The sequence below is a fragment of the Psychrobacter sp. CAM01 genome (assembly GCF_032842965.1).
GTDB lineage: Bacteria > Pseudomonadota > Gammaproteobacteria > Pseudomonadales > Moraxellaceae > Psychrobacter > Psychrobacter celer.
In genome coordinates this window covers 117,101-131,576 of record NZ_JAWJBL010000001.1, presented here as the reverse complement: position 1 = coordinate 131,576, position 14,476 = coordinate 117,101, and the positions used below count along the sequence as shown (strand labels likewise).

At 45.9% G+C, this 14,476-nt stretch carries 12 protein-coding genes and 1 pseudogene; all 13 read left to right on the top strand.

Features of this window, described 5'->3' with window-relative positions:
- Positions 1–19: 19 nt before the first annotated feature.
- On the top strand, positions 20–2,017 hold the full coding sequence (locus R0I52_RS00640) for a nucleoside-diphosphate sugar epimerase/dehydratase (RefSeq protein ID WP_317052719.1): 1,998 nt from the start codon (positions 20–22) through the stop codon (positions 2,015–2,017).
- A gap of 129 nt (positions 2,018–2,146) precedes the next feature.
- On the top strand, positions 2,147–3,946 hold the full coding sequence (locus R0I52_RS00635; RefSeq protein ID WP_317052718.1) for an ABC transporter ATP-binding protein: 1,800 nt from the start codon (positions 2,147–2,149) through the stop codon (positions 3,944–3,946).
- Positions 3,947–3,975: 29 nt separating this feature from the next.
- Positions 3,976–5,292 (top strand): hypothetical protein, encoded by a 1,317-nt coding sequence (locus R0I52_RS00630; protein ID WP_317052717.1) that lies wholly within the window; start codon positions 3,976–3,978, stop codon positions 5,290–5,292.
- A complete protein-coding gene (locus R0I52_RS00625; protein WP_317052716.1) occupies positions 5,289–6,260 on the top strand; it encodes a polysaccharide pyruvyl transferase family protein in 972 nt (323 codons plus the stop codon). Before R0I52_RS00630 ends, R0I52_RS00625 begins: the two co-directional genes overlap by 4 nt.
- A gap of 29 nt (positions 6,261–6,289) precedes the next feature.
- Positions 6,290–7,036 carry a glycosyltransferase family 32 protein gene (locus R0I52_RS00620; RefSeq protein WP_317052715.1) on the top strand — a complete coding sequence of 249 codons (747 nt, stop codon included), beginning with the start codon at positions 6,290–6,292 and terminating at the stop codon, positions 7,034–7,036.
- Between the two features lie 23 nt (positions 7,037–7,059).
- Positions 7,060–7,566 (top strand): annotated as a pseudogene (locus R0I52_RS09005) (glycosyltransferase); the annotation flags it as partial.
- A 15-nt stretch (positions 7,567–7,581) separates the two neighbouring features.
- Positions 7,582–8,163, top strand: a complete 582-nt coding sequence (locus tag R0I52_RS00615; protein ID WP_317052714.1) for a glycosyltransferase — start codon at positions 7,582–7,584, stop codon at positions 8,161–8,163.
- A gap of 119 nt (positions 8,164–8,282) precedes the next feature.
- Positions 8,283–9,326: an EpsG family protein gene (locus tag R0I52_RS00610; protein ID WP_317052771.1), complete on the top strand. Its 1,044-nt coding sequence runs from the start codon at positions 8,283–8,285 to the stop codon at positions 9,324–9,326.
- The gene (locus R0I52_RS00605) at positions 9,323–10,204 is read left to right on the top strand and encodes a glycosyltransferase family A protein (protein ID WP_317052713.1); all 882 of its coding nucleotides are present in this window, start codon (positions 9,323–9,325) and stop codon (positions 10,202–10,204) included. Before R0I52_RS00610 ends, R0I52_RS00605 begins: the two co-directional genes overlap by 4 nt.
- Before the next feature lie 85 nt (positions 10,205–10,289).
- Positions 10,290–11,456, top strand: a complete 1,167-nt coding sequence (locus R0I52_RS00600) for a glycosyltransferase (protein ID WP_317052712.1) — start codon at positions 10,290–10,292, stop codon at positions 11,454–11,456.
- Positions 11,453–12,064 (top strand): sugar transferase, encoded by a 612-nt coding sequence (locus tag R0I52_RS00595; RefSeq protein ID WP_317052711.1) that lies wholly within the window; start codon positions 11,453–11,455, stop codon positions 12,062–12,064. Before R0I52_RS00600 ends, R0I52_RS00595 begins: the two co-directional genes overlap by 4 nt.
- A 10-nt stretch (positions 12,065–12,074) precedes the next feature.
- Complete coding sequence (locus R0I52_RS00590; protein WP_317052710.1) at positions 12,075–13,316, top strand: DegT/DnrJ/EryC1/StrS aminotransferase family protein; 1,242 nt, start codon at positions 12,075–12,077, stop codon at positions 13,314–13,316.
- A 207-nt stretch (positions 13,317–13,523) separates the two neighbouring features.
- The gene (gene folD / locus R0I52_RS00585; protein ID WP_317052709.1) at positions 13,524–14,414 is read left to right on the top strand and encodes a bifunctional methylenetetrahydrofolate dehydrogenase/methenyltetrahydrofolate cyclohydrolase FolD; all 891 of its coding nucleotides are present in this window, start codon (positions 13,524–13,526) and stop codon (positions 14,412–14,414) included.
- Positions 14,415–14,476: the final 62 nt, after the last annotated feature.

Sequence of the window (14,476 nt, the reverse complement as noted above, 5' to 3'; positions counted from 1 at the left end):
GCGGAAGTAGGTGGATCTTATGTTTATAAAGACAGAGTCTAACAATGCTTATCAAGCGTCTAATGGTTTTGATCGTCGATCAAAACGTGCGGCTCTGTATTTATTGTCGCTACCGCGCCTAGCCAAATGCAGTCTTTTATTTGGTATCGACTTTGCGGTGTCCAATGTTTGCTTGCTGCTCGCATTATCGTTACGTTATGGATATATAGATTTGCATATCGGTATTGCCGCTCAGCTCTTTTATGCCTTTATCCCTGTCGCTAGTTTGTATCTTATTGGTTTTTATAGAGGGGCGTCTAGAGGGTTTTTTGATGCACTCATGAGCCGCGTATTACAGCTGTTTTTATTGTTAATTATCGTCTATCAGCTCATTATTTATCTCAGCCCAGCAGTGGCAATACCACGCTCTGTGCCTATCATCTTTTTATTTTTGATGTTTATCTGGTTATGGAATAGTAGGCTGCTGATACGTACCTTACTAAAGCGTGTGCAAAGTACCAAGAAAACCCGACATCCAGACGGCTGTTGTGACAATGTAATCATCTATGGGGCAGGAGAGGCAGGCCGCGAGCTATTAGCCAGCCTAAGAGACTCCCATCAATACAATGTGGTGGCATATATCGATGACGATCCTCAGCTGATAGGGGCGTATCTACATGGCAAACAAATCTATGCGGCGCATGCGCTGCCATGGCTGATTGAGACCCTGAAGGTAGCGCAGGTGATTTTGGCCATGCCGTCTACGAGCCGTACACGAAAAAAACAAATCATGGATAGCCTCTCAGGTATCTCTGTCAAAATAAAAGACTTGCCTAGTCTGCGCGAGCTGGCTGATGAAGTCGTGACGGTCAGTCATATACGACCTGTAGATATATTGGATGTGCTGGAGCGAGAAACGGTCGAGCCGGTCGCAGAGCTGCTACAAAAAAACATCTCTGGCAAAAACGTCCTAGTCACCGGAGCGGGTGGTTCGATTGGTAGTGAGTTATGCCGTCAAATCATCAAAAACAGCCCCAACTGCTTGGTGCTATACGAGCAATCTGAATATGCGCTATATACTATCGATCAAGAGCTTAGAGCTTTAGAGATAGTAGGAGCTGAGACGACGCAGATTACGATTGTAAGCGTGATCGGAAGCGTCAGTAACGAAAAAAAATTAACCGATATATTCAAAAATAACCATATAAATACCATTTATCACGCTGCCGCTTATAAGCATGTGCCTATCGTGGAGTCCAACCCGTTTGAAGGCATGATTAATAACACCAAAGGCACCTACCACTGTGCCCGTGCTGCGATACAAGCGGGCGTCGATACATTTGTCCTGATCTCGACCGACAAAGCGGTACGACCGACCAACATCATGGGCGCATCCAAACGCTTAGCGGAGCTGGTTTGCCAAGGGCTAAGTCAAAGTAGCAGCCATACCTGCTTTAGTATGGTGCGTTTTGGCAATGTTTTGGGATCGTCAGGCTCTGTCGTGCCGCTATTTACCAAACAAATCGAACAAGGTGGCCCGATCACTATCACCCATCCAGACATCACGCGCTATTTTATGACGATTCCAGAGGCGGCCAGCTTGGTCATTCAAGCGGGGGCGATGGCGTTTGGAGGCGAGGTGTTTGTGCTGGATATGGGTGCACCGGTCAAAATCGTTGATCTTGCCAAACGTATGATTCGTCTAACAGGTTGCGAGCTCAAAGATGACAGCAACCCCGAGGGCGATATTGAGATTGTGTTTACAGGTTTGCGGCCAGGAGAGAAGCTCTATGAGGAGCTGATCATCGGTGAGGATAATATCGAGCCGACATTTCATCCTCTGATTATGCAAGCCATGGAGCATAGCTTTCCGTTGGCAGATATCGAAAATATCTTGTCTGAATGTATAGACCGCGCCACCCAGCAGGACGTGGCGTGGCTCAAGACCCAGTTTAGATGTTTTGTCGAAGGTTACCAAGAAGGCTGCGGTACAGCGATGCCCACCGAGGAGAATGCCTTGCTAAACGAGGTTGGCTGATAACTGGGCAGTCTTAGGCTCGGTCAGTGTTGGCAGTGTTTTTTACCGTAGCATTTTTACTTTGGCATTTTTACAAACATAACGTTTTTTACCAGAGCGTTTTTACAATGGCCTGTAGTTGAGTACATCATGTTTAACGTCATTAAACAGCTGTTTTCTCTGCTGACAGACAAGCAGAAAAAGCAATTTTATATCTTACAAGTGCTGGTGGTCATAATGGCTTTTACAGAGCTGTTAGGGATTGCCTCTATAGCGCCGTTCATGGCGCTGGTCGGTGATATAAGCATTCTAGAAAAAAACGCGGTGTTTGCTGAGCTGTATCAGATGTCGGGTCTAGATAGCCCTATGGATTTTTTGTTTTATAGCGGCGTGCTGGTGCTGGTCATGTTGACGTTTTCGACGTTGGTGTCGATGTTTACGATATGGAAGCTGTCTATCTTTGGGGCGCGAATCGGTACCGAAATCGCTGATCTGCTCTATACCTATTATATGCAGCAAAGCTGGCAGTTCCATGCTAGCAGTAGTAGCGCGCAGTTGACCAAGCAGGTATCGACTGAGGCGGCGCGTATCAGTATCGGTATCATGCAGCCGCTGGTGCAGATGAATGCCAAGACTGTGTTGGCCGTCTTTATCTCTATTAGTATCGTCATCTATGACCCGCTAATCGCGGTACTTGGGCTGGTCATTTTTTCGCTGGCATATTTGCTGTTGTACCGCTTGGTGCGCGAAAGACTGATGGCGAATGGGCAACGGCTATCGAGGATTTCGACTGAGCGTTTTCGGCTGATGAATGAGGGTTTTGGTGGTATTAAGGATGTCTTGTTGCTTGATCGTAGTCATGATTTTATCAAAAGCTTTCAAGACAGTGGCAAGGTTTTTGCGCATGCGCAAGGCACCAATATCGCCATCAGCCAAGTGCCACGCTATTTTATCGAACTTATCGCCTTTGGCGCGATGATATCGTTGGTGCTACTGCTGATCAAGCTGCATGCTGGCAACTTAGGTGAAGTGTTGCCGATTTTGGCTATTTATGCGCTGGCCGCCTTTAAGCTACTGCCAGCATTACAGCAAATTTACTCTAGCATCTCGCAAATTAAAGGCAATATCGCGGCTTTTGAGGCAGTAAAAGAGGATTTGGAACGCGCCTTTTATCAGCAAAAAACCATCAGCCAACGTCCTGTACCGCCGCCGATATCGCTTAAAAAAAGCATCACCTTAACAGAGATTGGGTTTAGTTATCCCGGCAAAGACACCGCAGCAGTCAATGGTGTCAATATGCGCATTCCGGTCAATAGCGTGATAGGTTTGGTCGGCTCTTCAGGCTCGGGAAAGTCCACCTTAATCGATATATTGCTTGGTCTGTTGACGCCGCAGCAAGGCTGTCTGTATGTAGATGGTACACGTATCACCGATAAAAATAAGCGCGCTTGGCAGGATTTATTGGGGTTTGTGCCACAAAGTATCTTTTTGAGTGAAGGCAGCATCGCAGAAAACGTGGCGTTTGGTATTCCCATATCCGATATCAGAACAGATCAAGTCTATAGGGCGCTGATTTTGGCCAATCTTATGGAGTTGGTCGAGCAGCTGCCAGAGGGCATCGATACCAAAGTGGGCGAGCGCGGTGTCAAGCTCTCAGGCGGCCAGCGTCAGCGTATCGGTATCGCGCGGGCACTCTATCACGAAGCGGCAGTGTTGGTGTTTGACGAAGCCACCAGTGCACTCGACGGTATCACAGAAAAAATAGTCATGGATGCGATTCATGAGTTTAGTGGCAAAAAAACCATCATTATGATTGCCCATCGTCTAAAGACAGTAGAACAGTGTGATCGGATTTATTTTATGGAGCAAGGAAAAATCATTGATTACGGCACGTACCAAGAGCTTGTGGCTCGTAATCTCAAGTTTAAAGAAATGGCAAGGCATGCCTAAGTTTGGCTTACTTTTATAAGGATATGATGATGTCAAATTTTATCGTAAACAGTATCGATCTGACAGGCGCTGGGACTCGTATCTCCTATGAGTACGAGGTCTCAGACGACATAAAAAAGTATTTTAAAACGCCATTTTTTATCGAATACGACTGTAGTGTGGCAGAGGTGCCAGAGAGCATTTTGATCATTCCATTATTGGCCAATATATTGCCCATCTCTTGGCTGGCAGGGTTTGATATTACGATAAATACCCTTGACCGTCGGTTTTACCAAGCGGCTTTAGACATCAAGGCTGTCTTTATCAAGGAGTTTCCAGAGATTCTTAACCATTCATCTAGCCTTATGGTCAATCAGCTAATGGACAATACCGCAGCCTACCACCGAGACAAAGGCAAAAAAGACGCTTTATTGTTTAGCGGCGGCGTCGATGCATATGCTTCGTACTTTAATCATCAGCAAGATGACGTGGATTTGATACTGATACAAGGGGCTGATATCCCGCTGAACGATAGCAAGCAATGGGCGACTGCCAAACAAAATATCAATAATGAGGTGATATTGCAGCAAAACCACAAGCACTATATCGCCATGAATTGTCGAGATTTTTATACGTATCGAGTCAAAGAGCTGGTCTATGGAGGCGGCTGGTGGGGTAAGGTGCAGCATGGACTAACGTTGACCTGTGCGGTGGCTCCGCTGGCTTACAAAAAAGGCTATCACTCACTTTATATCGCTGCCACAGATACCATTGGTTTTCAGGTGTTTTGGGGCTCGATGCCTGATATCGACAACAATGTGCGGTGGGCTGGCACGCAGGTGGTGCATGATGGCTACCACATGCACCGTCTCGATAAAGTGCAGTCCATCATAAAAAACGCTGAGCGGTTAGAAAAAAACGTCAACCTTCGCGTTTGTTATTCCGAATTAAACAATGGCCTAAATTGCAATAAGTGCGAAAAGTGCTATCGAACCATTTTTGCGCTGACGTTGTTTGGTCGCAATCCCAATCATTTCGGTTTTGCGGTGGATGGCAGTGTGTACACGCATATCGAGGCGCTATGGGCTAGGGGTTTTGCTAATGAAGGGGTGCGTTATGACTGGGCACCTATGCTGAGTCTGTTGAGCGCTGATAATTTATATCAGTTTGCAGAACATAAGCGTAATACCGAGCAACATAGTGCTGAGCAACATAGTGCTGAGCGACTAAAAGATAGCCTCAAAGTAGCGCTTGACGCTACCATCACCGAAACAGACTCTAAGGTAGATAAAGGCAAAAGAGCCATCATTGCTACTTTTCCTAAAACGTTTAAAAGCTATTTAAAAATCAGGGAGTTATTGAGATGAAATATGGTTTGATGACGTATGCCGAAAACAAAAGAACGTTTAATATTGGCGACTATATCCAAAGTCTGGCAGCCAAGCAGTTTTTGCCGCAAGTAGACTGTTTTATCAATCGAGAAAAGCTGGCTCGCTATACAGACAGCGACGCCAAGCTGATTATGAATGGCTGGTTTACGCACAATACCACCAGCTGGGTGCCGTCCGCACACATAAACCCTTTACTTATCTCCTTTCACGTAAACAACTCAGCGGCGCCCAATATGCTCAGTCCTCAAGGTATTGCGTTTTTAAAAAGCAAACAACCAATCGGCTGCCGTGATCACTTTACGGTGAGTCTATTGCAAGAAAAAGGCATCGAGGCTTACTTTTCAGGATGCCTGACTCTGACTTTAGATAGCTACCAAGCCTGCGACGCTGAGCGCGGTGAGGATATCTATATTGTCGATCCACTATATGGGTTTCCCAACAAACAGCGCATTTTTTATGACGTCAAATCCCTGCTCAGATCGACGCGTAGCGGTGATGTTTTTCACATGCACATCAAGCAGCAATACCTCAAAAAAATATTTACCAAAGAGCTATTAAACAAAGCGCAAGTCATTCATCAAGAGCTGCCAGCAAAGACGTATTCAGAGGCACAAAAATTCATCATGGCAGAGACGTTATTGCACAAATATGCCCGAGCAAAATTGGTCATCACCTCACGTATCCATTGTGCGTTGCCTTGTCTGGCCTTGGGTACGCCGGTGATTTATCTCAATGGCTTTGATAGTTTTGTTGATTCATGCCGATTAGCGGGTTTGGCAGATTTGTTTAACCGTGTGGATGTCGAGCGCTCGACGGGCAAAATCAGCAACAATTTCCATGCAAACGGTAAGATAGGCTCAAGTACCAATCTTGCCAACCCAGTGCGATACAAAGCCCTAAAGACGGCCATGGAAGCTACCTGCCACGCGTTTGTTGAGGCATAACGGACGCGGGCCTAAAAGGAGTTAGGACGATGCATATCGATAGAGTGATTCATTACTGCTGGTTTGGCAAAACCTCCAAGCCAGACTCAGTGTTGGCCTATATCGCCAACTGGAGAGAGATGCTGCCCACCTACCAGATAATCGAATGGAATGAAGATAACTTCGATATCGACTGCTGTCAGTATGTCAAAGAAGCTTATGCTGCAAAAAAGTATGCGTTTGTTAGCGACTATGCGCGGTTGTTGGCGCTCTACCAGCATGGCGGGGTGTATCTAGATACGGATGTTGAGGTCCGTAAAAACCTTGATCCCTTGCTGGCGCGGGGGGTCTTAACCTTTGGTTTTGAAGAAGGCCATTACGCCGCGACAAGCACCATGATTGCGCCCAAAGCCAGTACTTTCATCGCTGACTTTATAGACAGCTATCACGCCAGACATTTTATCGATAGTAACGGAAAGCTAGACACCACCACCAATGTCCAAGTGCTGACCGCCTTATTAGAAGCAATTGGGCTGGAAAAAAATGGCGTAGAGCAAGTCCTGCATTATCAAGACGAGGAAATTGTGGTTTTACCGCAGCGCTTTTTATCTCCTTTTGACTATCTCAATCATCAAGACAAATCCGGCAACCATACTTATACCATTCATCATTTTAGTAACTCGTGGGCTAGTGTGAGCAGCCTCAGAAAAAATAAAATAAAAAAACTGATAGGCAGTCGCGGCGTCAGAGTATTAAGAAAAATACTGAGCACGCGCTTTAATACCAATAATGTTTAGACAAATGATAAGGTGTGATACCAATGAATGCGACAAAGATTTGTATTATAGCGGATCAGGTATATAAAAGCGGCGGCATCGAAAGGGTGCTGTCACATCGTATCAATCATTGGATAAAGGACGGTTATGAAGTACATCTGATTACCAGTGAAAACGAGGGACGCAGCCCATATTTCTTCTACGATTTGCGTCTGGTGCGGCATGACTTAGCCGGTGGGTTTGATAAATCTATTTCTTTGCTATCGCCATTGAACCTAAAGCGTGCCTATCGATATTTTTTTAAATTAAGAGCAGCTATAAAAAATATAAACCCCGATGTGATTGTGATGACAAACTACAATTACGATTATTATTTTTTGCCGTTAATCGCGGCTGATACTCATTGTATTAAAGAGTATCACTCTAGTTTTTCTCAAAAAACAAATGCGATAGACAGGCTAAAAAAATACTATACTAAATTTTATGATACCCATGTTTTTTTGAGTAAAGAAGAGGCGTATCTACATTCGCTTAATGGTTCAGTTGTCATACCCAACCCCGTCGTTATGAGTGATGATTCTCCTTGTGAGCTGACAAAGCGCCGCAAGGTCATCATGACGGCGGGACGTATCGTTGCTATCAAAGGCTTTGAGCGCCTGCTTGCTAGCTGGTCGACTATCGCCAGTAAGTATCCAGACTGGCGGCTGGAGATTTATGGTGATGGCGAGCATACATATATACAGTCATTGCAGGCGCTGATCGATCATCATGATATAGCGACAAACACCGCAATTTATCCATCTAGTCCCGATATCATCAGCAAAATGCTGGACAGCCGTATATATGCCATGAGCTCGTTGTCAGAGTGTTTTCCGATGGTGCTGTTAGAAGCCATGCAATCTAGAATGGCTATCGTGGCCTTTGACTGCCCGACAGGCCCGCGAAATATTCTCAAAAATAACAAAACCGGCATCTTAGTGGAAAATCATCATATTAATGGCTTTTCACGCTCTTTAGAAGAATTGATGACCCGTACAGATCTGGCGCAAACGCTTGCCGATAATGGGTGTTTAGAAGTGAGACAATATGATGCAAAAGCAGTGATGAAAAAATGGAACACCCTAATCGATGAGGCTTGTTTTTCATAAGTGGTTTACAACCAGATATTTATAGTGATTTTTTTAGGATTATAAAAAATAGTCGTGGTATAAATATATATATACACCAATTGATAATAAAGGGATTTATATTATCTAAAGAGGGACAAATGCTGCCATACCTGCTCATGCTTGGTTTTGTCATGTTTTGGATAGTGCTGGAGAAGCACGCTCTAAATCGTACCTCTTTTTGGCTGCCATTATTTGTTTTGACTGTATTTGCAGGGTTTCGTAGTGATCAGGTCGGCACAGACGCGACAAACTATACCAGAAACTTTACCCATAAGATAAATGCAGAGTATTTTCAGTTTAACGATGATATTGAGATTGGGTATCAGCTATTAGAATATGCAATATTGAATTTTACCAGTCAGTATTTTTGGCTATTGACAATCACCAGCTTTGTCATTGTGTATTGTTATCTCAAGATAATAAGAAAATATAGTGTGAACTATTGGTTTTCTGTTTTTTTATTTATTACTTTAGGGGTTTATACATTTTCTTTTAATGGGTTACGTCAAGGAATGGCGATGGCGATATTTACTTTGGCCACTCCTTATTTGTTAGAAAAAAGACTGATACCTTATTTGTTGTGGTGCGCTATCGCTTCATTGTTTCATGTCACTGCGTTATTTATTATCCCGTTTTATTTTATCGTGAATTTAAGAATAAAGCCGACATACAAGGTCTTTGCCACGTTTATAGGGTCGTTATTGGTCAGTGGATTGTTGGTATCTTATATCTCCTCGACCAATGATAGGTATGAGAGTTATGCCAGCGCCTCTACCGAAGCGGGTGGGTTTTTGACCATTGGATTTTATGTAGCGCTCATGATTTTGCTTCTGGCGGCGCGCTATATATACAAGATCAAGGATGTGGCTTTTCAAAAGCTGTTGACGTTTTATGCTTCAGGCGTGGTTTTTGTCATTCCTTTGGCCATATTGGGTACCAATCCATCAGGGCCACAGCGGCTATTGGCATATTTTACGTGGGTATTGGTTTTGATAGTGCCTGTGGTCTTTAAACGAGTAAACAACATTTATCTCTATATGCTGAGCATCGTGGTGTTTTTGCTGTACTTTATATTGACGACCTCGCGATTTAGTGATTTGAGCCCGTATCTTCTTAATCCGACATTTAAGGTTTTGTTATGAAAAACCAAACTTACGTCTCTATCGGCATCCCCATCTACAACGCTGAGGCATATTTAGCAGACGCCATCAAATCCATATTGGCACAGACACATGAGCGGTGGGAGCTGATACTGCTAGATGACGGCTCAACGGATGGCTCGCTAGCCATCGCTCAGCGCTTTGCTGCGTCAGATGACAGAATAAAAGTCCTCTACGACGGGGCAAACAAAAAGCTGCCTGCCCGTCTAAATCAGCTGATCGCTGTTGCTCAATATGACTACGTGGCGCGAATGGATGCTGATGATTTGGTGCATCCTGACAGGTTGGCGACTCAATTGCGTTTTTTAGAAAAAAATCCAGATTATGATTTGGTGTCTACCGGCGTGGTCTCTATCGATAACCACAATCAGGTATATGGTTGCCGTCACGTGGAGCACCTTTATACAGGGTTTGAAAAAATAGAAGCCGCGTATCCCATTGTGCATGCCTCCATACTCGCAAAAAAAAGCTGGTACCAGCGTCATGCCTACAATGAGGCATATCCCAGATCTGAAGATTATGATTTGTGGTGCCGTGCCATCGCCAGTCAAGACCTAAAATTGGCGGTATTGCCGGATTTGCTTTATTACTATAGAGAAGAGGGAAACTTGTCATTAGCAAAAATCATTAGATCATACAAAGACAGCTTTCATACATATTGTGATTATACAAACCCTCGCCGTTTAAGCGCCACGAAGCTGGCTGGCACCGTAAAGCTGGTTGTCAAAGTGAGCACCGTCAAGCTGCTGGATTCAGTGGGATTACTACAAAAAATAGCCAATAAAAGAAACAAGCTCACAATGTCTACTGCGCTCAGAGCGCAGCATCAAGCTGTGGTCGATAGTATCTGCGGTATATGAAGTTTGATAGATGTTGATGGTGGTTTAATAGCGGATGTTTTATCCAATCATCATGCCCATAACAACCAAATGCTGAGGTGTGCAAATGACGTCAAAAATATGCTTTGTGATGACCGATGCGGTGTCATTTAATCTGCTGTACCGTGACCAGCTGGAGTACCTCAGAGATCAGGCAGATATAGACATCACGCTGATCTGCGGCGGCAGTCCAGAGCAGCTTGCTACATTGCGCGCACGTAATATAGGTGAGGTGGTTGATTTGGATTTTCAGCGTCAGCCCAGTGTGTTAAAAGATGGTAAGGCGCTTGCTCGATTAAGTGCCTATATGCTAACCCACCGTTTTGATGTGGTTATTTATATCACTCCAAAAGCGATGCTTTTAGGTAGCATAGCAAGCGCGATGACCCGACAAAAAAGAAGGATTGCGTTTAGTGTCGGCCGTCCTTATGAGAATTTTTTAGGAATAAAAAAACGCGTGTTTCAAGGTTTTGATGTCTTGAGCTTTGCGCTATCACACGAGGTACTGTTTGTCTCAAAGTCTTTACGCAGCGTATGTCTAAAAGAAGGTCTCGTCAATAAAAGCAAAGCACGGGTCATCGATCAAGGCTCGTTTAGCGGCATAGATGTCAAGTGCCTGGCACCTGTCTCACTAGAACACAAAAAGGCATTGAGACAAAAATATCAGCTGCCTATAGATGCCTTTGTCATCTGTGTGGTCGGGCGTGTATGTACAGATAAAGGCTTTGCGGATATCGGTGCCATCGCTCAGAAACTAAAAGAAAAAAACATCCATTTTATCTTTGCAGGCGACCTTGAGGATACGCTTGGAGAAAGCGTCGTTGAGACTATTGTCAAAGACAATAAAGGCGTGTATCTGCCCACCAGTATGGATGTGCATGAGGTGTTTCAATGCGCTGATTTACACTTGTTTTTGAGCCACCGTGAGGGCTTTGGAAATGTCGCTATCGAGGCGGCCAGCTGCGCTATTCCAACCTTTGCTTATGATGTCGTTGGTGTCAAAGATAGCGTAAACGATGGGGTCAGCGGTCGAAAGTTTGCGCTCAAAGACATATCCGCTGTCGCCGAGGCCATTGCTTATGCTGCCGATGACGCACATTTCAAAACCCGCTACCCGCAGGCAAGAGACTGGGCGATAGCACATTTTGAGCGCCAGCAGCTATGGGACGACTATCTAGATTTTTACTTATCCAATGTGGATCATAGAGACCAGCAGAGGCGGACCAATATATGATGAAACGACTGTTTGATATCACCATCGCCACCACCGCGCTGATTGTGCTCTCTCCGGTATATGCCATTACCGCTTATCAGGTCAGGCGACACTTGGGAGCGCCAGTGTTGTTCCGTCAGACGCGCCCAGGCCTGCATGGCAAGCCGTTTGAGATGATAAAGTTTCGGTCGATGAAGGATGGTGCTGGTTTGCACGGCAAGCCACTAGAAGATGATGAGCGTTTGACGCCATTTGGCAAGGCGTTACGCAATAGCAGCCTTGATGAGCTGCCTGAGCTGTGGAATGTTATCAAAGGTGATATGAGTCTGGTCGGCCCGCGGCCGCTACTGATGGAGTATCTACCGCTATACAATGCTGAGCAAGCACGCCGGCACAACGTGCGCCCAGGTATTACAGGTTACGCGCAGGTCAATGGCCGCAATGCCATCGGCTGGGACGAAAAATTTTCCCTCGATATTTGGTATGTCGACCATCAGTCGTTATGGCTGGATACAAAAATTTTATTAAAGACGATCAAAAAAGTCATACGTAAAGAGGGTATCAGTGCTGATGGTGAAGCAACCATGAGTAAATTCACTGGTAACCGCGTCGATACAGAGATGCTTTGATGAGGAACTTATGCTAAACACTCCGTTTTCACCATGGCCCAGCTTTACCCAAATCGAGGCCGATGCCGTCAGTCAAGTACTGTTATCCAACAAGGTAAACTACTGGACAGGGCAAGAGTGTCGTCAGTTTGAGACGGAGTTTGCTGAGTGGACTGATAGTAAGTATGCCATTGCGATGGGTAATGGTACGTTAGCATTGGACGTGGCGTTACAAGCCTTAGATATCGGCGCAGGCGATGAAGTGGTTGTCACCCCGCGTACCTTTATCGCCAGTATCTCATCCATCATTAATGCTGGCGCGGCCCCTGTATTTGCCGATGTCGATGAGGCGACTGGCAATATCACACCGGACTCTATCGCGGCAGTGTTGACGCATAAGACCAAAGGCATCGTCTGTGTGCACTTGGCCGGCTGGCCTTGTGATATGGATGGCATCATGGCATTGGCAGATCAGCATAATCTATATGTGATAGAGGACTGCGCGCAGGCGCATGGTGCAATATATAAAGGTCGCAGCGTCGGCAGTATCGGCCATGTGGGTGCGTGGAGCTTTTGCCAAGACAAGATCATGACCACAGGCGGTGAGGGCGGTATGGTCACCACCAATGACGAGAGCTTGTGGCGCAAGATGTGGGCGTATAAAGACCATGGCAAAAGCTATGCTGCGGTCTATGAGACTGAGCATGCGCCTGGTTATCGCTGGCTGCATGAGAGCTTTGGTACCAATTGGCGTATGACCGAGATGCAGGCAGTGATTGGCCGTATTCAGCTACAGCGTATGAGTGACTGGACAGCCAAACGTACGGCTAATGCGCATGCCATACTAGATGCTTGTACTCACTGGGAAGCAACAGGCTATCTGTCGGTGCCAAGACTAGAAGCATCAGCGCAGTTTGCAGATTCGGTCCATGCCTATTATAAGCTCTATGTCTATGTGCAGTCAGACAATCTACCTGACGGCTGGTCGCGCGATCGGATTATTGCAGAGATAAATGCGCTGGGCGTGCCTTGCTTTTCAGGATCTGCCTCGGAAGTGTATCTAGAAAAAGCCTTTGATAATACCGGCTTGCGTCCTAAGACGAGACTGCCAGTAGCCAAACAGCTTGGCGAGACCAGCTTGATGTTTCTTGTGCATCCAACGTTGACAGAAGATGAAATCAAGCAAACTGTACAGGCGATCGATCAGGTGTTTGGTGCCGTGAGCGCTCGCGTCTGTGGCGATATGGATTGTGGTGAGATAAACAAGGATTGACTAAATCTGTGCATGCGCGAGAGGGAGCCGCCGAGACATTTATCGGTTACCAATGCCGGTAGGCAAGTTTTATATCGCGCTAGGATTTTTTGCCGCAGGCAGGTACAATATCGGTATTCATCCTATATTGACCAAGCATAAGACAGGCATGCAAGTAGTTGCGGGCGCTGTCTTTACTTTTTTATCGTACCCTATATTGGAGTTCTTATGTCTACTGCCCAAGCGTCTGCCACCTTATTAGATGGTAAAGCCCTTGCCAAACAAATCGAACAGCAACTGAGTACGCGTGTAGACGCTATCAAAGCTAAGACGGGACGCACCCCAAGTCTAGCGACGATATTGGTCGGTGATGACCCTGCCTCTGCGACCTATGTACGCATGAAAGGCAATGCTTGTAAGCGTGTCGGCATGGACTCGATTCGGGTCGAGATGCCAAGTGCTACGACTACCAAAGAGCTGATGGCAAAGATTGATGAGCTTAATAACGACCCTGATGTCCATGGTATCTTGCTACAGCATCCTGTCCCTGCGCATATCGATGAGCGCGCATGCTTTGAGCAAATTGACTTGGCAAAAGACGTCGATGGCGTGACGTGTCTTGGCTTTGGTCGTATGGCGATGCAGCAGTCTGCGTATGGCTCTTGCACGCCGCAGGGCATCATGCACTTATTGGCGCATCATAATATCGAGTTATCAGGTAAAGAAGCTGTGGTCGTTGGCCGCAGTGCCATCTTAGGTAAACCGATGGCGATGATGCTATTAAATGCCAACTGCACAGTGACAATGTGTCACTCAAAAACACAAGATTTGGCCGCTCATATCAAGCGTGCTGACATCGTGGTCGGGGCAGTGGGCGTGCCTGAGCTGATTAAAGCTGAGTGGATCAAAAAAGGGGCCGTGGTGGTCGATGCAGGTTTTCATCCTACCGACAATGGCGGCGTTGGCGACATCGAGCTGACAGGCGTTGAGAGCATTGCTAGTGCTTATACACCCGTACCAGGCGGCGTAGGCCCGATGACGATTAATACTCTCATTCGCCAGACGGTAGAAGCCGCTGAAAAATCAGCAGGCCTGAGCGGTGGTGATATTAGCGAATGAAGCCGCTAAGCGAGCAAGACACAAAACACTCAACCGAAGCGCACATTCATAAAACAGACGAT